Annotated in this window: 19 protein-coding genes; 8 read left to right on the forward strand and 11 right to left on the reverse strand. The window is 32.2% G+C overall.

Annotated elements, in window-relative coordinates; translation table 11 throughout:
- The first annotated feature begins 5 nt into the window (after window positions 1–5).
- The gene (locus ACXGSQ_RS02715; RefSeq protein WP_458628110.1) at window positions 6–986 is read left to right on the forward strand and encodes an acyl-ACP desaturase; all 981 of its coding nucleotides are present in this window, start codon (window positions 6–8) and stop codon (window positions 984–986) included.
- A gap of 9 nt (window positions 987–995) precedes the next feature.
- A complete protein-coding gene (locus ACXGSQ_RS02720; protein WP_458628111.1) occupies window positions 996–1,658 on the forward strand; it encodes an HD domain-containing protein in 663 nt (220 codons plus the stop codon).
- Here the strand turns inward: ACXGSQ_RS02720 and ACXGSQ_RS02725 are convergent, their stop codons facing one another.
- Both ACXGSQ_RS02725 and ACXGSQ_RS02730 read right to left on the reverse strand, forming a co-directional pair.
- Window positions 1,659–2,084 carry a hypothetical protein gene (locus ACXGSQ_RS02725; protein WP_458628112.1) on the reverse strand — a complete coding sequence of 142 codons (426 nt, stop codon included), beginning with the start codon at window positions 2,082–2,084 and terminating at the stop codon, window positions 1,659–1,661.
- A 315-nt stretch (window positions 2,085–2,399) separates the two neighbouring features.
- Window positions 2,400–3,278, reverse strand: a complete 879-nt coding sequence (locus ACXGSQ_RS02730; protein ID WP_458628113.1) for an AraC family transcriptional regulator — start codon at window positions 3,276–3,278, stop codon at window positions 2,400–2,402.
- Window positions 3,279–3,564: 286 nt separating this feature from the next.
- On the opposite strand from ACXGSQ_RS02730, the gene ACXGSQ_RS02735 reads away from it, so the two are divergent.
- Together ACXGSQ_RS02735 and ACXGSQ_RS02740 are read left to right on the forward strand one after the other, a co-directional pair.
- Window positions 3,565–4,122 carry a hypothetical protein gene (locus ACXGSQ_RS02735; RefSeq protein WP_458628114.1) on the forward strand — a complete coding sequence of 186 codons (558 nt, stop codon included), beginning with the start codon at window positions 3,565–3,567 and terminating at the stop codon, window positions 4,120–4,122.
- Window positions 4,123–4,531: 409 nt separating this feature from the next.
- Entirely contained in the window at window positions 4,532–5,089 is a 558-nt protein-coding gene (locus tag ACXGSQ_RS02740; protein WP_458628115.1) for a hypothetical protein, read from the forward strand.
- Between the two features lie 64 nt (window positions 5,090–5,153).
- Here the strand turns inward: ACXGSQ_RS02740 and ACXGSQ_RS02745 are convergent, their stop codons facing one another.
- From ACXGSQ_RS02745 to hemH, 9 genes are all read right to left on the reverse strand, one after another.
- Window positions 5,154–6,230, reverse strand: a complete 1,077-nt coding sequence (locus ACXGSQ_RS02745) for a PA0069 family radical SAM protein (protein WP_458628116.1) — start codon at window positions 6,228–6,230, stop codon at window positions 5,154–5,156.
- Window positions 6,231–6,540: 310 nt separating this feature from the next.
- Window positions 6,541–6,705 carry a hypothetical protein gene (locus ACXGSQ_RS02750; RefSeq protein WP_458628117.1) on the reverse strand — a complete coding sequence of 55 codons (165 nt, stop codon included), beginning with the start codon at window positions 6,703–6,705 and terminating at the stop codon, window positions 6,541–6,543.
- A gap of 59 nt (window positions 6,706–6,764) precedes the next feature.
- Window positions 6,765–7,256: a hypothetical protein gene (locus ACXGSQ_RS02755; protein WP_458628118.1), complete on the reverse strand. Its 492-nt coding sequence runs from the start codon at window positions 7,254–7,256 to the stop codon at window positions 6,765–6,767.
- Window positions 7,257–7,687: 431 nt separating this feature from the next.
- Window positions 7,688–8,818: a tetratricopeptide repeat protein gene (locus ACXGSQ_RS02760; protein WP_458628119.1), complete on the reverse strand. Its 1,131-nt coding sequence runs from the start codon at window positions 8,816–8,818 to the stop codon at window positions 7,688–7,690.
- A 164-nt stretch (window positions 8,819–8,982) separates the two neighbouring features.
- Complete coding sequence (locus ACXGSQ_RS02765; RefSeq protein WP_458628120.1) at window positions 8,983–9,765, reverse strand: enoyl-CoA hydratase/isomerase family protein; 783 nt, start codon at window positions 9,763–9,765, stop codon at window positions 8,983–8,985.
- Between the two features lie 100 nt (window positions 9,766–9,865).
- Window positions 9,866–11,350, reverse strand: a complete 1,485-nt coding sequence (locus ACXGSQ_RS02770) for a sensor histidine kinase (protein WP_458628121.1) — start codon at window positions 11,348–11,350, stop codon at window positions 9,866–9,868.
- A 131-nt stretch (window positions 11,351–11,481) separates the two neighbouring features.
- Complete coding sequence (locus tag ACXGSQ_RS02775) at window positions 11,482–12,030, reverse strand: CopD family protein (RefSeq protein ID WP_458628122.1); 549 nt, start codon at window positions 12,028–12,030, stop codon at window positions 11,482–11,484.
- Between the two features lie 4 nt (window positions 12,031–12,034).
- Window positions 12,035–13,384 carry an MATE family efflux transporter gene (locus tag ACXGSQ_RS02780; RefSeq protein WP_458628123.1) on the reverse strand — a complete coding sequence of 450 codons (1,350 nt, stop codon included), beginning with the start codon at window positions 13,382–13,384 and terminating at the stop codon, window positions 12,035–12,037.
- On the reverse strand, window positions 13,384–14,421 hold the full coding sequence (hemH, locus tag ACXGSQ_RS02785; RefSeq protein WP_458628124.1) for a ferrochelatase: 1,038 nt from the start codon (window positions 14,419–14,421) through the stop codon (window positions 13,384–13,386). Before hemH ends, ACXGSQ_RS02780 begins: the two co-directional genes overlap by 1 nt.
- Window positions 14,422–14,732: 311 nt before the next feature.
- Here hemH and ACXGSQ_RS02790 point away from each other — a divergent pair, with 311 nt between their 5' ends.
- From ACXGSQ_RS02790 to ACXGSQ_RS02805, 4 genes are all read left to right on the forward strand, one after another.
- Window positions 14,733–18,251, forward strand: a complete 3,519-nt coding sequence (locus ACXGSQ_RS02790; protein ID WP_458628125.1) for a TraB/GumN family protein — start codon at window positions 14,733–14,735, stop codon at window positions 18,249–18,251.
- A 504-nt stretch (window positions 18,252–18,755) separates the two neighbouring features.
- Window positions 18,756–19,055 (forward strand): hypothetical protein, encoded by a 300-nt coding sequence (locus ACXGSQ_RS02795; RefSeq protein WP_092446081.1) that lies wholly within the window; start codon window positions 18,756–18,758, stop codon window positions 19,053–19,055.
- 9 nt (window positions 19,056–19,064) lie between these two features.
- Window positions 19,065–19,373 carry a hypothetical protein gene (locus ACXGSQ_RS02800; protein ID WP_458628126.1) on the forward strand — a complete coding sequence of 103 codons (309 nt, stop codon included), beginning with the start codon at window positions 19,065–19,067 and terminating at the stop codon, window positions 19,371–19,373.
- Window positions 19,374–19,454: 81 nt separating this feature from the next.
- Window positions 19,455–20,261, forward strand: coding sequence for a GLPGLI family protein (locus tag ACXGSQ_RS02805; RefSeq protein ID WP_092446077.1), 807 nt, complete (start codon window positions 19,455–19,457; stop codon window positions 20,259–20,261).
- Window positions 20,262–20,338 lie beyond the last annotated feature (77 nt).

Here is a 20,338-nt window from a genome sequence, read left to right on the forward strand (position 1 = left end):
TTAAGATGTCGCTAAAAAATGTAAGATTAGAAGTGATGCAGCATCTCGAAAAAGATGTACAATCGCTTATTGAAAAATATTTAATCCCTGTTGAGAAAATCTGGCAACCTACAGATTTCCTTCCAGACTCTACAAAAGATTCATTCCATGAAGAGGTTAGAGAAATTAGAGAGTTATCTAAAGAACTACCATACGATTTTTGGGTCGTTTTAGTTGGAGATATGATCACCGAAGAAGCCTTACCTAGTTACGAATCCTGGCTTATGGATGTTGAAGGTGTTGACCAAATTGAACGTAACGGATGGTCAACATGGTTAAGACATTGGACAGGTGAAGAAAACAGACATGGTGATGTTTTAAATAAATACTTATACCTATCTGGTCGTGTAAATATGCGCGAGATTGAAAAAACCACACAATATTTAATTAATGATGGTTTTGATATTGGTACAGGCAGAGATCCTTATAAAAACTTTGTATACACAAGCTTTCAAGAATTAGCGACTTATATTTCTCATAATCGTGTCGCTAAAATTGCCAAACAAAAAGGCAATAAACAATTGGCTAAAATGTGTAAAATCATTTCAGGAGATGAAATGCGACACCACCATGCCTATTCGGAATTTGTAGAGCGCATTTTTGCTATAGATCCTAACCAGATGATGATGGCTTTTCACGATATGATGAAACGAAAAATTGCGATGCCAGCACACTTTTTAAGAGAGTCTGGTGAGAGTATTGGTACGGCTTTTGAAGAATTTTCGAACACTGCACAACGTCTTGGAGTTTATACCTCTAACGATTATGTAGATATCTTACAGAAACTAATTGACCGTTGGGACATAGGAAAAATGACCGGACTAAATGAGGAAGCTGAAAAAGCAAGAGATTACTTAATGAAACTACCTCCAAGAATGTATCGTTTGTCTGAACGTATGAAGATTCCTGAAAATTCATATCAATTTAAATGGGTCGATCCGGCATAATTATTTCGTATGACAATTTCTGATGCGCAACTCATTGAAGCTACTATTGATTTCGTTAAAACCGAACTTAAACATGCTGAAGGAGGCCACGATTGGTTTCATATTGAACGCGTTTATAAAAACAGCTTATCAATTGCCAAACATGAGCATGTAAACCTTACAGTTGTGTCGTTAGCAGCTTTACTACACGATATTGCGGATCCTAAATTTCATAATGGAGATGAAGCTTTAGGCTCTAAAATAGCAAGTACATTTCTACTAAAACACAATGTAGATAGTGAAATTATTGAACATGTGACTCAAATTATCGACAACATGTCCTTTAAAAATTCATTCGATTTGAATACTGCATTTACGTCTAAAGAAATGGAAGTCGTACAAGATGCCGATCGCTTAGATGCTATTGGTGCCATTGGTATTGCACGTTGTTTTAATTATGGAGGGTTTAAAAACAGAGCACTCCATAATCCAGACATTAAGCCTAATCTTAACATGACTAAGGCCGAATACAAACATTCTGAAGCACCAACAATAAATCATTTTTACGAAAAATTGTTACTTCTAAAAGATCAAATGAACACTAAAACAGGACAACGCATGGCCTTAGAGCGCCATAATTATATGGAAGGCTTTCTGAAACAGTTTTATGCAGAATGGGAAGGAAAGCTGTAATTAATCCCAATGTACTTTTATATTTAATGTTTTTCCATTTATAACCTCAACGGTTTCATTAATTATAAAATATTTACTTAAGGGTGCTTCTTCGATGCCTCCAGTATTGTAACTATTTTCTGTTCCCCAGAATTCAAACGTGTAATTATATATGCCAGAAGACACATTTTCAAGCCTAACCTGTTTATCACCAGATCCGCTTTCTTCTTTTATAATATTAACTTCTGGAAATTCAACACGAACTCTTGCCATAGCATAATTATTAGGAATATTAAAATCAATCGCTATAGCCCCTGTATTTAACGATGTACCACTACCACCTGAAACATATTCAGCATCTGAAACTTTAATCTCATCTTTTTCGCAGCTTACTATCAGTAGCGTTAAACATAGAACTACTACATTAAAAAATGTTGTGTATTTCATATTGAAAATTATTTTGCCAATTTACAATATTTTTAAAAGAGGAGTTAAAGCCATACTATTACTTTAGATATTGTTTATAAATTCTTAATACAGCCTCCTGTAAGGAATGGGAATAAAAAAAATAGGCTAACTCTCTTTAGCCACCTCTAAAGCCGTTAACTTATATTCAATAGCTGCCATTTCCTATCCCTAATGAATAATTTCATCTGCAGACAAGTTATTATTAGAATTTACTGCATCTAAAATATCTTGGCCTTTTTTAGAATAATAAAGTATTGCAATATCTATTTTGTCATCCATAAGTATGAAATTTAATTATTGAACCATTAATTTCAATTCACCTCTATATTTAGAAGCGCTTTTTCCTGTAAACTCTTTAAATAATTTATTAAAGTGTGAAAAATTATTAAATCCACATTCAAAACTAACATCTGCAATACTCATCTGACTTTCAGAAAGTAGTTTGGTGGCATGTACAATACGATATTCGTTAACTAATTTTGTAAATGTTTTACCCGTTACTTTTTTAAAGTAGCGACAAAACGCAGGAACCGTCATACTCACTTTATCTGCAATCTCGTCTAAACTAATATGATCTTGAAAGTTTTGGTTAACATGCTTAAAGATAACATCAATCTTAGCACTATCTTGAGGCTCTGTTTCAAAAGCAAAACCATCTGCATTTAAAATGGTATAATCCTCAGATTTTGCCAAACCGTGTAATACCTCTAATAAAATCAGTATTTTTTTAAAGCCTTCTTTTTCATTTAACTTCTCGATCTTCTTCCCTAACTTCTGTTTGGTCTTAACACCAAAAAGAATCCCTTTTTTAGACAATTCAAACATTTTATTAATAGCCTCCATCTCTGGAATATCAAAAAAATGACTTCCTAAAAATTCAGGTTTAAACTGCACTAACGTTTCCGATCCATTAATTGTTAAACGATCGGTAAAACCATTATGCGGTAAGTTAGATCCAATTAGCAGTAATTGACTGTTATTAAAATAAGATAAATGATTTCCTATATGACGTTTACCTTGGCCTTTATTAACATAAACCAATTCTATTTCAGGATGAAAATGCCAAAATGGTTTCTTTTCCCCTTTATAGGCATCAATTTTATGTTTCCTTACTAAAATTGAACTACCAAATTCAGGGCTTATCTTTTCTAAAGTAGGTTTTCTTGTATTCATAGTCTATTTGTTATTGCAAAGTTAGCCCGATAGAAGTCTAAAACCTATGGCAGATTAACAATAATATACACTATTTTAACCTAAAATCATAATATAATACCCGTTAATGATAATTATGTATATAAATATGCCAAAATCGATGTTTTAATGAAGACAAAACCACTATACCTTTGTCATGTAAAATCATTTCAACTGATCTTTAGAATGTTGTCGCATACCATTATTGTAATAGCAAATCATAAAGCGCAAATTTTCAATTTCAGTTGCAATAAAAAAATGAAACATTATGAAAACATTATTTAAAACCATTTTAGTATTAGCTGTAATGTTAGGAACATGTACAAGCTACGCCAATGCAACATTAGAAGTTATACCAACTTTTAATAATGTAAAAAAAGGAAACTCCATTTCTGTTACTAATGCTTCAGGAAAAATAGTATTTAGTGGTCTTATTAATTTTAACGGTAACATTAGTCGTCTTTATGATTTTTCACAATTACAAGACGGTATATATATTATTGAAGTTAATAAAGATTTTGAAATTGACATTACTACGGTAGAGGTTAAAAACAACAGCGTTAATTTTATAAAAACTAAAAGCGAAAAGATTTTTAAACCCGTTTTTAGAGTTGAAAAAAATAAACTATTGATTTCAAAATTAGCTTTAGATACTTCAGAAATGGAAATAGAACTCTATTTTAATAATGAATTAATCCATTCTGAAACCATAAAAGGAAGCGAAATATTAAATAGAGTTTACAAACTAGACCATAGTATTAATGGAGATTATACTGCTCTTGTTAGATCTAACGACAGAGTATTCATCGAAAACTTCAAAATATAAATAGACGTATTTATTTTAAAAGTGGATCTTGATTGGTCCACTTTTTTTTGTTTAAAACAACTGTATCCCTCTATAATATGCATTTCAATCTAGAGACACCTCTCAATACAAAAAAAACAATACAACTTAACCCTGACTAAGGTGCTAAACTACACTATGTGATAATTCCTTATGACACGCAAGTAATCAAACACTTAGCTCAATCACAAGCAATAAACCTATAGAAGATTAACATTAATATATGCTATTTTAACCCATAAAATTACACATTAAATCCTTAAGGTTAATTTTGCATACAAATGTGCCAAAATGGTTGTTTTGTACCATACAAAACCACCATAACTTTGCAGTATCAAAACGTTTATAGTTGAGAGCATCGCTCTCGCAAAAACGATTAAAATTAAAAATTATGAAAACATTCTTTAAAAATATTTTAGTATTAGCTGTCGTGTTAGGAACATACACAGGCTACGCCAATACAACATTAAAAGATACACCTTCTTCTAAGATACTTAGCAAAGGTGATTTTATTTCAGTATCTGATGCTCATGGACAAGTTGTTTATAGCGGCCGCATCAATTATAACGGAAGCATGAAAAACCTTTATGATTTTTCACAATTAAAAGATGGTATTTATACTGTTGAAGTAAACAAAGACTTTGAAATTGATATTAACTCAATCCAAGTTAAAGGTAATAGCGTTACTTTTTTAGAGACTTCAAATAAAAAAATCTTTAAGCCTGTATTTAGATCTGAAGATTCTAAACTTTTTATTTCAAAATTAGCCATTGACACTAACGAAATGGTTGTTGAGTTGTATTTTGAAAATGACCTTATCCATACTGAAAAAGTAAAAGGAGATGAGATTATAAACCGAATCTACAAATTAGACCAAAACCTTAGAGGTAACTACACTGCAATTATTAGAGCAAATGGTCGTGTATTTGTTGAAAATTTTAAAATTTAGATTATTGTTTATTTATTAGTTTATTTAGTTAAAAGTGGGCAGTAGAGAGCCCACTTTTTTTTGTTTAAAACAGTTTCATTTGCCTATTTTTATTCAGCTCATAAAGTGTTGTATTTAATTGTGGTATAGCCTTATTTTTAAAATATTTTAATCTTGCCAGCCTCACTAAATCATTGATTTGTTGTGCAATTTGTCCTTCACCACGCATTCTAACTCCGTAGCGACTTTCGTTTAAAGTACCTCCATGGCAATTTTCAATTTGACGCAATACTTTATCAGCTCTGTCTGGCATTGTTTTTTTTATCCAATCGCTAAAAATTTCTCCAATTGCCCCATTTAATCTTACAATAGTATGTGCAATACTTAAAGCCCCTGCTTCTGATACTACTTTCGCCATTGGCAGAATTTCATGACTATTAATCGACGGAATTATGGGTGCCAACATCACATTTACAGGAATACCACTATCACTCAACTCCTTTACAACTTGAAGTCGTTTTTTAATCGTTGCTGTTCTTGGTTCTAAAACTCGTCTAGTGTCTTCCGATAGTGATGTTATAGAAACATTTACTGATATTAAGTTATCTTTAGCTAAGGCTTTTAGCAAATCTAAATCTCTTAAGATTAAAGCATTCTTGGTAATGATACCAACAGGATGTTTATATTTTAAAAACACCTTTAAACATTCTCTTGTTATCTCAAATTGCTTTTCGGCAGGTTGGTAACAATCGGTATTGCCAGACATAATAATTGGGTATGCCTTCCAGCTTTTCCTTTTCAGGTGTACTTCTAAAAGCTTTGCTGCGTCTTTTTTAACCAAAATACGACGTTCAAAATCTAGACCCGCACTGTAACCCCAAAATTCGTGCGAATTCCGTGCGTAACAATAAATACAACCATGTTCGCAACCTTGGTACATATTCATAGAATAGGCCATACCAACATCTGGACTCGCTACTTTATTGACAATCGTCTTTGGAAATACATTAAGATATTGAGTTTTGTTTTTATCTACAGTTTCACCTTCTTTATGGCAAAACTCTAGAAAATCATCACGCATTTCGTAAGACAACTCAAAAAAACGATTATGTGTGTTTTGTTGTGCGCCTCTACCTTTAATTGTGGATTTGGGATGTATCATACCCTAAAATTAGTATGAAAAACGGCTGAACGTGGCTACAGGTTGTAGTTTTAACTTAATTAACTATGGTATCCAAAACCGTATTAGTTTTTGTATCTAACACTATTACTTTGGTGTTTTACTCAAAACTAGAAATACCAGCTTAAATACCAGAATGTGCATTATTTAGAGCACTAAAAGTAGATACTCATGTAAGACGACCTATTGAGATCTATAACTTTTACTAATAATAAAACTCTGAATCTGTCGATGGACAAATCCAGAGTTTAGATTTAAAATAATAGAGGCTATTTTGTCTATTACAATAGCTCTAAAAGTTTTTATCTTTTGAGGCTTTAATTGATAATAGAACAACAACCATTGCTCCTAGTATTGAAGCAACAACATTAATCTCTCCTGTTATTAACCAAAATATCAATGATACCACTGTAACGGCTAATAAAGCTGCTAATAAGATGTAGATTAAACGTTTCATAAGGACTAATAATAAATTTTGAAGAAAAGCATTTACATTAAAGCGAACCAACTACAACTCTATAAGTTGTATTTAAAAATTACTCCTGCATTTAATATGCCACCAGGAGCAATACTGCTGTAAGTTGAAACTACCCTAAGGCCATAATGCAGTTTACTTTTTAAACCAAATAAGACTTGAACACCTAAATCAATCCCTAATCCATTATCGTCTTCAAGTTCTAGCTTCTTATCAAAATTAACGTAAGACAACCCAAAAATAGATTCAAACTTAGAACTTTCAGACTTTCCGAAATCATAGTTTACTTGAAATGCATATTTGTCTAGTTTATACTTTAAGTCTAAATCCTTATTTTCCATTGTTGCATTGGACGCACTTAGAACCAGAGTTATATCAGAATTTAAGTTGTAACCTAACAAACCTTCAATGTTTAGTCCCGCATCCTTTTGCATAAACTGCTCACTAAGATCAAAGCCTAATGTAAATTTAGATTGAGCGAATAGGATAGAATTAAAGAGAAAAAATGCAATAATAAATAATCTTGTTTTCATGATTTTAAGTTTAAATTGTTTATTTGGATTTATATAAATTATGTTGTTAGTTGAAAACCTTATTTCAAGTATTTTACACAAAAACTAAACACTGTATATTCTGGTTTTAGAAAATTTGTGACAGCACTTTACTTATAGCGGCTTTCTCGATTATATTTCAACTATCTGCTTTTATAAAATATGTAACTATACCCTCGTTTTTGTTTAAAAATATATTGGTTACCACCAAAAATATTTACAGCACTTAAGTTGCAACCTATTGTAATTGTGAATTTAATATAAAAAAAAGAGGTGCTATTACGGTAAAACCGTAATCTATGTTAAAGTCAAAAAAAATGGAATAGCTAAAGCATATTATTTAATACCAATAAGATTTTCTATTTTACTTTGGGTATCATCGTAATAACCTTGCTGAAATCCCGACCACTTTTCTATGAGCTTACCATTAGGAGAAAACAGATAATACGTCGGTGTGCTATTAAATGTAAGGCTTTCAGCTCCTCTCCTAATTGTCCATTTTTCTTAGTGGTATAGTATGCCTTTTGTGCAAAATAAAAAGCCGAATCATTATTTTTTATATCCTTATAATACTTCGCCAAAAGCAACTCTCCCGTACTACGAGACGGCGAATTTACACTGTCGTGTACGCGCAACGCTTTATTAAAAAGCGGCATCACTTTATTTTTTTTTAATTTATGCCTATTATAGGCCCAATTCTCTAATAAATAAGCATAATTAAAAGGGTTCTGCTTAGAAAGCACACCTAGGTTATCTGTTTGCTCAAAATAGGTTTCGGCTTCCTTATAAAGGCCTTGCTCCATTTTTAAAATACCAATATTTAATAACGATTGAGCCTTTAATCTTAATTGATAGTTTTTTTGCTTTTCATTAAAACGATCTGTTACATTATGCGCTTTATTGTGGTAATCAAAAGCTAAATCATATTTTCGGGTCTCAGTAAATAATTTACCCAACGTATTATAAACCCCATATTTAGATAAATAATTATTATCACTTTCCACTACTTCTAGTGCTTCAATTACATATTTCTCACTTTTCGTATAATCCTTTACTGACCGTAAGATTATAGACAAATTTAAAAGGGCGCTCCTCTGCGTTTTAGTATCTTTAATAATAGAGAGTAAAGTTGAGGCCTTATAACTATAGTAAAAAGCACTATCCTTTTTGTTTAGATGTAAAAAATATTTCCCGAGATACATATAGCTCCGAGCAGTAATGAAAGTATCTTGTGCTTTTATGGCTAATTCGTTAGCTATTTTAGCACTTTCATAATAAGAATTATAATCATTTATACTAAAATATCTATTAGCAACTTTTAGAAAATTTCTTCTCTTAGTAGAATCATTTTCTCGTTGATTTAGATAATTTTCAATATTATTAATGGCATCTTTTCTAGTTTTTACAGATAGGGCATTATTGTGAGCTACACTAAACAAAGAATCCACCTCTTTAGGTAGAGGTGGCTCTTCGTTAATATATACGTCTTGTTTACAAGAAATAAAAACGAATATGGTTAATAAGAAAAATAAATACTTTTTCATTCTCTAAAAATAAAGAAATAGAAATAACAGAGAGACCCATTACGGTAAAACCGTACATTTTGTTAAAGTGAATGATTAGAAAATAAAAACCTCTGCTAATTGACAATCAATGATTGTCAGCTAACAGAGGTCATATGCTAATAATAGTCGTTTATTTCGTATGGTTACTTCCCAGGAAAATCCGCCTTACGCTTCTCTAAAAAAGCCGTCGTACCTTCTACAAAATCTTCGGTACCAAAACAATTACCAAAAGCTTCTATTTCTACCTCAAAACCATTAACACCATCTTCGTAATTGGCATTAATTGCTCTTATAGCTTCAGCTATAGCTACAGAAGAATTTCGCATAATCTTACTCGCAATCTTTTCTGCCAATGGAAGCAATTCATCTTGAGCAACAACATGATTCACCAACCCGTAACTTAAGGCCTGATTAGCATCTATCATACCTGCTGTCATTACCATTTCCATAGCTCTTCCTTTACCTACTAATTGTGGTAAACGCTGTGTACCTCCATAACCAGGAATCACCCCAAGAGAAACCTCTGGCAATCCCATTTTTGCATTATCGCTCGCCAGTCTAAAATGACAAGCCATTGCTAATTCTAAACCTCCTCCAAGCGCAAAACCATTAACTGCAGCAATTACAGGTGTGCTTAAATGCTGAACAAAATCGAATAATAAGGCCTGACCTTGTGCCGCCAATTGACCTCCCTCTTCGACGCTAAAATCTGCAAATTCACTAATATCTGCACCTGCTACAAAAGCTTTTTCTCCGCTACCCGTGACAATTATAACTTTAGTATTTACATCCGTATCAGCAGCTTCAAAAGCATCATGTAATTCTTGAATCGTAGCTTTATTCAAGGCATTCAACTTCTTTGGTCTGTTGATGGTAATGATTGTAATTCCGTTTGAATGTTCTGATAGTATATTTTCGTAGTTCATTGAAAAATTATTTTTCGTTCTCATAAAATTGAGAATCTCGTTATTATTTTCTATAGTTCTTTTTGCAAATAATTAAGCTTCAGCATTAATTTTAGCTTATTTACGTTGCGTTTCCTGACTGTTCAGGACTTTGATTTTTAGGAAAATTTACAGTAAAAATTGTGCCTTTTCCTAGTTCCGTGGTAAAGGTAATACTTCCATTATAAGTTTCTACAATGTTTTTTACCATAGCTAAACCTAAGCCCATTCCACTCGATTTAGTGGTGAATTTTGGTTCAAATATTTGGCTCTTAGTGTCTTCATTAATCCCCGAACCATTATCCTCAATTGTAATATTTACATTTTGACCTTCGCTAAAGACACGGACTTTTATTTTTGGAGATTCAGTAGTATCAGGAATAGCTTGAATTCCATTTTTCACCAAATTAGTCACCACTCGTATTAATTGTGTTCTATCAAATTTAGCGGTAATTACTTCTGCTTCTGGATAGAACTCAATGTAGTCTTCATTAAAAATATCGAGTGCCATCTTTACAATATGCACTACATTAAGATTTTCACTTTTTTGAGCTGGCATTTTCGCAAAATTTGAAAATGCAGAAGCTATAGAGCTCATGGTATCTATTTGTTGGATTAACGTGTTACTATATTCTTCTACTTTTTCGTATATTTTTTCGTCTTCAGGATTAAATTTACGCTGAAAACTTTGCACTGTCAATCGCATTGGTGTTAATGGGTTTTTAATCTCGTGTGCAACCTGTTTTGCCATTTCGCGCCAAGCTTGTTCGCGTTCATTGGTTGCTAAAACTACAGCACTAGCTTCGAGCTCATCAATCATGCTATTATAAGAATTGACAAGTGTTTCTATTTCTTCACTAGAAGATTCAATCTGTATTTTCTTATTGCGCTTTTCTAGTCGCGTTTCATTCATTTTATCACTAATGGTTCTCAGTGATTTGGTGATGTATTTAGAGATAAAATAAGCAATGACTATAGCCACTAAAATTAATACTAAATATGCATAAGCCAAGCGCATTAAGAATTCCTTTAGTTCTTTATTAAAAAAATCATCATTCTCTAAATAAGGTAAGTTTAATATGGCTAGTGTCTTAAACTTTTCATCCATAATATAAGAATAAGAGGATTGAAACGTTTGTCCGGCCACTTTATTCTTCACAACATAACGATGCTCTAATGTGTTAGATAAGGTATTTAATATTTCAGCATCTAAACAGAAATCCGAAGAATCTCTTAGAATGGTTCGTTTTGAGCTTTTTAATAGTTGCCCCTCTAAATCGTAGAGGTTAATTTGTAAATTATGAATGGCATCAATTTCAAATATTTCATCTTTAAAAATTAAAGGAATATTCTCAGTAGTAACAGGATATGTGGTTTCTCCAATAACAAAATTAATACTTTGTTTAATGGCTTTTTCTTTACGCTCTAAGCGCTCTGTGTGATATTCCTTAGCTTCTTCACTATATTGATAAATAGTTACTGCTGCGATTAAAACGGATGCCACAAGCACCAATAGTATCATGGCTAAATTTATACGAGCTCTTAAGGATAAGCGTTTTTTAATCATAGAAATGCCATGAAAATGGGTCTATTTTAATACTGAATTCTAAGTTTTAAAGATAGCAATAATCAATCCAAAGTCAGCATTCGTAAATTTCAAATTCATAAAACCTCAAAATTTAGCGCTTAACTAGTTGATTAAGCGTCTGGATTTTTAGAACGAATATGTTTATAAAGCTTAAAACCTAACATTAATAATATTCCTAATACAATAATGCCTAGTACGCCAAAAATCCAATTGATAGAACTTTTTAGAATGACTAAAAAAACCACGGCAAATAGGATAAAAGTAGCGCCTTCATTCCAAATGCGCATAAAACTAGATGTAACCTTAACCTCATCATTTTGAAGTTGTTTAAAATACATGTGCGTTTTAAAATGATAGATAAACAACAGAAGTACAAATAACAATTTCACATGCATCCAACTTTGTTGCAACCAACTCGGCATTAAAATTAGTAACCAAACTGCAAATAGTGTTGCTAAAATTGCAGAAGGCCAAGTGATGATAAACCAAAGGCGTTTGGCCATTAATTTTAACTGTTTACCTAAAATTTCTTTTTCTGGAGATGGCTTATGAAAAGCTTCTATTTGATAGACAAATAATCTTGGAATATAGAACAAGCCCGCAAACCAGGTAATCACAAAAATGAGATGTAGCGATTTTATATAATTATAATATTCCATAGAGTTAACGTTTATCTATTAATGTTTTTTTAATCTCTCTATTCAAAAAATAACCTGTTACAATGGTTGATAATACATCGGAAATAGGAAACGACATCCAAACTCCTAATTCTCCAAAATATAATGGTAAAATATAGAGTAATGGAATAAAGAAAATAGCTTGTCTCGTCAACGTGAGTAATAAAGCTGGTAAGGCCTTACCTACCGCCTGAAAATAAGCTGCGCCTATAAGTTGCAATGCTAAAACTGGAACTGCAGCAAAGGCCCACCTCATATTATTTGGGGTTTCTCTAATAACAGCAAGGTCTGATGTAAACCATTTTGTGATAATTTCAGGAAAAAACATTAAACCAGCAAAGACTATAGTTCCCAAAATAGAAGCATACTTTATAGCTGTATAAATGGATTCTTTAACCCGCTCATATTTTTTTGCACCATAATTAAAACCAGCGATAGGAATAAAGCCCTGTGTGATTCCAAAGACCGGAAATAATACAAACATCATCATCCTACCAACAATAGCATAAGCTGTAACTGAGGTTTCACCACCAAAGTTGTAAAGGGCATTATTAACCAATAAAAAGGTGATACTTACAACGGCTTGTCGTGCCAAAGTCACAAAACCCAATGAGGCTATTTCAGAGACAATAGACTTCTGTAATTTAAAATGTGAAAAATTGATTTTTAATTCGGATTTATCGGATAAAAAATACCAAAAAATAAACAAAAATGCGGCGATATAAGACCCTGTTGTCGCCCATGCTGCTCCTGCCATTCCGTAATCTAAAACACTAATAAAGACGTAATCTAAAACCAAGTTTCCTACAGAAGGAATCAGCATCGCATACATTGCAAATTTCGGCTTTCCTTCTGCTCTAATGACCGTATTTCCCATCATCACAAATCCGAGAATAGGAACACCGTATAAAATGATTTCATAATATACTTTTGCAGGCTCAAAAATATTGCCTTTACCTCCAAAAGCAGGAATTAATGTATCTACAAAATAAAGCCCACATACGGCAAAGGTCACCGTAAACAATAATGTTAAGGTTAACTGGTTTCCAAAGGTTTTAAGTGCTTTAACAGCATTATCGGCACCTAAGGCTCTAGAAATGATAGACGCCCCACCGATACCAATAGCCATTCCAAGTGCAGCAATAAAAAAAGACACGGGCAACACCACATTAATCGCCGCAATGGCTGTGGAACCAATCCAATTCCCCACAAAAATCGTATCGACTAAGATATTAAGCGACATCACCAAAATACCAATTGATGCTGGTACGGCTTGCCTAATAAGCAATTTACCTATCGGTTCATTTCCTAGATCTTGTGACGATACATTTGCCATTACACGGCTTTGGTTTTAGCAGTTACCCATTCCTCTACGATATTGGTAAGCACGTCAGCAAAATCGTCGCGCTCATTAAGGCAAGGAATAACTGTAAATTCTTCTCCTCCCATTTCGTGGAAAATTTCTTCTCCTTCCATCGCAATTTCTTCCAAAGTTTCTAAACAATCGCTTACAAAAGCGGGTGTTACAATGGCCATTTTTTTAATACCAGCCTTACCCATTCTTTCAATAGTACGATCGGTATAAGGTTTTAACCATGGATCAAAACCAAGTCTCGATTGAAACGTCGTAGAATAGGTTCCATTTTTTAAACCTAATTTTTTAGCCACATTTACAGTAGTAATTTCGCACTGATGACGGTAACAAAATTCGTGTTGCTTGCTCCCCATTTTAAAACAGCATTTGCCATTCATTTGGCAGTTGCCATTGGTAATATCACTTTTGCGAATATGTCTTTCAGGAACTCCGTGATAACTAAAAAGGATATGCTCATAATCCAAATCATTCAAGGTTTCACCAATGCTTTTAGACAATACATTGATATAATCTTCACGATTGTAAAATGCTGGCGTTCGTGTAATTTTTACTTCTGGAAAATGCTCAGCGACCAACTCATCTACTTTGACATCAATCGTTTCAGTTGTTGCCATTGCAAATTGTGGATATAGCGGAATAGTCTTTATTTCAGTACAGCCTTTATCAACCAATTCTTGTAACCCCTTTTTAATCGTCATGCTGCCATAGCGCATAGCCAAAGCCACAGGGTAATCTACTCTTTGCTGCACTTTTTCTTGAAGGCGTTCCGAAAGTACAATTAACGGAGAACCTTCTTCCCACCATATTTTTTGATACGCTGCTGCAGATGCTTTAGGTCTGGTATTTAAAATAATCCCTTTTACCAAAAGCGTACGCGCCCATAGTGGCACATCAATAACGCGTTCGTCCATTAAAAACTCACCAAGATATCGCTTAACATCTTTAGGTTTAGGACTGTCTGGAGAGCCCAAATTGACTAATAAAATTCCTTTTGACATGCTTTACGTTTTCAACTACAAAAGTACGATACTAATTGCAAAACTATATAAGGGTTTGCATTGGTTTTATTTATCCTACTATCTTAAAATATTTTATATACTTTTAAGTTATAGATACCTTATAAATAGTTTTATTACGTGTTTTTAATCGAGTTTAACTATTTATATAAATCTGTTTAAAGGATTTAAATATCTTTACAAGCCTTGATTAAATTTTATTACGAAAGGAATTTGTTTAAAATAGCATCATTTAAAGCAATGATCAATAACAAACAACATGTGACAATTAGAATGTCAATAAATACAAACACATGAAAAAACACCTATCACTATTTTTATTTTTATTTACCATAACAGCCTTTTCACAACAACAATATCAGAGTTTACTTTGGAAAATTACAGGAAACGGATTAGAAAAACCGTCGTACCTCTATGGCACCATGCACGTCAGCAAAAAAGTAGCGTTTAGACTAGACGATGTCTTTTATAAAGCTTTAGATAAAAGTGACTGTATTGCTCTAGAATCAGACCCTACCACTTGGCCTGAATTTAATTATGAAATGATGCTTGGTCAAATGGCTGCCTACACTAATTATAATGACGATTTCTATACCAACCTTTTTAAGTTAACGCATCCTGAAGAAATGGCAATCAGAGGTTCCGTGCGTATGGATAACAATGCTGTAAACGCCTATTTATACAGAAAGAGTAGCGCTTCAGATAATTTTGAAGAAGAAACGTACTTAGACATGTTTATTTTCCAAGCTGGAAAGAAAAATAACAAAAAAATATATGCTTTAGAGGATTTAGAAGAATCTAGATATTTAACTACAAAAGCCGCTTATAATGCCAATAAGAAAGAATTGGCTCCTTGGTTACAAAAACTATACGCCAAAGAGAATGCGTATTTAATTCAAGAAAACTTATATCGCGATAGAAACTTAGACCTACTTGATTCCATTGGAGCTGGAGTAAATACTGAATTCTTTAGAGAAAACATGCTCTATATCCGAAACGAGAATATGGTGATCGCTTTAGAAAAACTCATGCCAACAAAATCTGTATTTGCTGGTGTAGGAGCTGCACATTTACCAGGAGAACACGGTATGATTAATATGTTGCGTCAACGCGGATATACTGTTAAAGCGTTAACATCAGAACAAACCGAATACAGTAAAATAGAAAAAACAAAACTCGACAGCCTCTTCGTAGCTCCTGAACTAAAAAATCACAGCACTCCAGATGGATTTTTAAGCATTAACACGTATGATAAGCTTAGAGAGTTTTCTTATGGTGGACAAAAATATTATCTAGATCCAGATATGACAAATGGTGCCTATTTAACCATCAATAGAATTAGCCGTTTTACCTATTTACCTAACGAAAAAGAAAACATTAGCCTTAAAGAGATCGATCATCTATTATATGAAGACATTCCTGGAGACATCATTAAAAAAGAGGAATTAACCCAACCTTATCCTGGCATCAGTATCGTTAATAAAACCAAAAAAGGAGAATTTCAGAAGTACCATATTTATGAAACACCTTTAGAAATTATAATTATAAAATTTGCGGGCCGCAGTGATTTTGTCTTAAAACATGAAGAAAAAATATTCAATTCTATAGTTTTAAAACGCCCTTCAAACGCCACACAATTATTTGTGTCGCCAGAGAAAAAATTTCAAGTTAATTTCCCAGAGTATTACACCTCTAGCAACATGCATAACTATGGTAAAAAGTTAGTAGAAGGTTATAAAAATGACGCTTATTATTTTCTTGAAGAAGCTGTATTAAATGACATAACTTATATTGAAGAAGATAGTTTTGAAGCGAAGTATTTTCACCATGCCTTATACAAAAACTACAAGCTTACTGAAGCTGAAGGTGGTTTTAAAGCTGGCGATTACAAAACCTATGAATCTAACGCCATTTTAGATACCGACACTAACAAAAGGCTCTATTTAAAAACCATTGTAAAAGATGGCAGTTATTATTTGTTAGGTTATGTGGGCACCAATGAAGCTGATAAATCGGCATATTTTAAATCGTTTAAGTTCAATAAAACAGATTACAAAGGGTTTGAAAAAGTGATAGACACCTCTTTACATTTTTCTGTAAATACAAACGGAAAAGCCCCTTTACCAAATCCGTATAATTATAATTACAACGGTGGTAAAAAAGCTAAAGATTATGAACAAACCATTAACGAAACTGTTTATTCTACAGATGCCAATGAGCAAATAGCCGTATCTCGAACTAAGTTTCACGATTTACAAATGTTTCATAATGCAGATAGTTTGTGGAAAGATTTAGAAGCGAAAGTAAATTATAGAGCACGTTATTATAGAGCCGAAAAAGCATTCCATATCGCCAATCGTAAGTCCTATAAAACTGATGATAACATTTACATCAATAGTTTTAGCTACACAGATTCTTCAAGCGCAAAACAAGTCTTGGTTAAAAATATTCTGAAGGAAGGAGTCCTTTTCGAATTAAAAACTTTAGTAGATTCTATAAGCGGTCCTTCAAAATTTGTAACCGAATTTTACGAGTCATTTACACCAAAAGACACCCTTTTAGGTAAAAATGTGTTAACCGATAAAACCAAACAATTTTTTGAAGCCTTACGAGCAAAAGACAGTATTGTTTTAGAATCTTATGGCCTTATTAAATTTAAGAAACACAATAGTAAAGACATTGTTTCTATTCTGAAGGATTTTGAATTTGATAAAGAGCGCTTAGACATCAAATCGTATCTCGTAGAACAACTTATTGAAATCGACTTAAAGAACAATCTGCCTTTTATAAAGCAATTGTATCACGATAGTTATTGCGATCCTCAAACCCAAACCTCTATTTTAGAAGGCTTGTTAGATTCTAACACTAAAGAAGCCTATACCATTGCTTTAGAATTAATGGAGCGCGATTTACCCTTAGGAAGTGTGGGCAGCATGTTTTACAATTATAATCGCAAAGACTCTTTAGAACTAAAAGCCTCTTTATTTCCTAAAATACTAGAGTACAGCACCATACAAGAATACAAACAACCACTTTACACTTTATTAGCTAAACTAAAAGACAGCGGATTAGTAAAGCAAAAAACATATAAAAAATATAAAAATCAGTTGATAAATGATGCTAAAATGGAGATTAAGCGAAATTTAGGAAGCTATAATAATTACGGTTACAATTCGTATTCTCACAATTTGGCGACCTATGTTCGACTCATTTTTCCTTATAGAGAAGAACGTACAGCTAAAGATTTCTTTTCAAAATTACTTAATGTAGATGATATAAATGCCTTGGTAAAATATTATGTATTATTAACGAAGGCCAAAGAAACAATTCCTGCTCAACTTACTGAAAAGCTTGTTAATGATGAAGAAAACCAATATTTACTTTTAGAAGAATTAGATGCTTCTAAATTATTAGGTAAACTAAAATCTATCGGTATTAATCAACAACAATTTGCCAAATCGAAACTTTTATCGGACGCTAATTATGAAAAAGAAAAAGATTCTATTGCCTTTCTTTTTAAGCGCGATTTTGTGACCGACAAAGGTAAAAATGCCGTAATGTATTTCTTTAAAATAGATAAGGATGATGAGTATTCCGGAAAGGTTGAAGCCTTACATTACATTTCATTTATTAAGCCAAAAGACCCTAAGCAATTGGTTGTAGATTACTATTCTAAATCTGAGAATTATGGTACAGTAGTAGATAAAACCAAAGAATTAGAAGAGCAATATACTGAAATTCTTAATCTAGCGATTTACAAGGATAGACAACGTGTTACGCCAACTGGAGGTGATGGGTATTATGATTATTAAAACAAGAATATTAATTAATGAAGATAACGTAAGTGCGTCGGAATGAAATATAACTATCAAGTCTAGATATTAGTTATATATAAAGACTACATAATCTTAGTTAATCTATTTTTATTTTTAATGATACATTGCCATTATGTTTTTGTTTATTATCACCAATAATTTTTAAAAATTAATACATTAACCTAAAACTTTAACAAAATTTTAGTGTGAAAAAACCGTACTTTCTAGGATTAATAGGATCTATAACGAATATGATTTTTGCAATAATTTTGTTTTTTCAGTTTTTTTTTTCTATATTTGTAATGTTCAGATAGTTACACGAATGTAAAGCAAAGGCATTTAAGTAGTTTTTGGACAGGTATTGATACCAAAAACCGACGTTGGTTTATTTTTCTTTGCACACTTTGCTAAATTCCCTCTTTGCATACTTTGCTAAATTTCTTTGCATAAAATTTATTTGTTAATCTAACCTTTTAATTAGGGTTAAAATCTTTAAAATTTATGAAAAAAAGTGTTTTCTTTTTATTATTATTTTCAGTAATGTTTTCATATGCTGCTGAAAAGACAGAAAGTTCTAACGACAAAGAAAATGTTCTTGAGCTAACCAATTTAGAATTTAATATCAATGGAGATATTATCGATTTTGATTTTGCTAGAGCGTTTTGTACAGAAACAAGAGGTAGTGTTACCTACGAAGCAGAAGTTGGGTGTTTTTTATGTAATCCACAGCAAGCTGCCGATAGATGCGCGAGGGTTCTTTCAAGAAGAATAGATCGAGTTAATCCAGAAGAAATTTATTAAAAATTATATATGATGAAAAATTTATATCCAATTGTTGTGCTAATTTGCGCGTTAAGCCTAATGTCATTTACTTCAATAGAAAGTAATGACATAAAAGAAAAAGTCAATATTATTAATTATTCTACTTTGGACTTCAATAAGATAGGTGGTATAGAAACGTTAGATTTTGCAACTGCAACATGCTCAGAAATAAGAGGAGGTATCAAATACACAACTACTGTAGGTTGTTTTCTTTGCGGTGAAGAAAGAGCAGCGGATAGATGTGAAAGAGTATTATCGAGAAGATTGGATGAATTAAATCCTGGGTACAATAGGTAATAGAAGAATTGTAAAATGAATAAAAAAAGAAATAGTCTTGATATTTATAACAGGCTATTTCTTTTATTAAAATTATATTATATGAAATATTTAATTATACTTTTTAGTTCCTTCGCATTTGCGCAAAATGGGATAAGTATTGAGTATCTCTCTGAAATTAATAGGGACAATAAAGAGTCTAGTGAGAAAGAAGTTTATGTTCTCGATAATTTCGATGAAAAATCTATTTACAAACCCAAAATATCAAACAACATAAAGAAATATGTTAACGCGTCTAGTTTAGAAAAAAAATGGTATAGCAAAAAGCAAAATATTACAGCCTATAAATTATCCTCAACAAATACAGTTTACTCTACCGACAAAATTGTATATAAAGATTTAGCAAATAATGAGCTTTTCACAAATAGAATTTTAATCACTTCTCGTGCCATTACAGATGAATCCGATATAGATTTCAATTGGGATATAGTAACCAATAAAGATTCTGTAAGTGTATTAGGATATAATTGTCAAAAAGCTTTCACAAATTTTAGAGGCAGAACATATGTAGCTTATTTCACTTCAAAGCTTCCATTTCCAGATGGCCCATACAAATTCAAGGGGTTACCTGGTATGATCTTAAAAGTAGAAAGTACAGATGGTTATTATAAATTAGAGGCCGTAAATATTAACCTCAACAAAAGTAAAGATGCCAGTCTAGAAAACCCTTTTTCAGAAGAAAAAGTTTTAACTTTAGATAAGTACAAAAGTATAACAAAAGAAACTTTAATTAAAAGATTAAAATCTTCAAAATCTGTTGTTAATAGCGATGATGATGAAGGCCCTATTGTTATCAAATTCACTGACCAATTAGAAAATATTGGTATGGGAGTTATAAGAGTAGATTGATGTCTTGTTTCAAATTTAATAATATAGTCCTGATTGGGCTATTATTTTTTTTGGCTGTAAACAAAAGTTATTCACAG

This window comes from Winogradskyella sp. PC D3.3 (assembly GCF_054366245.1).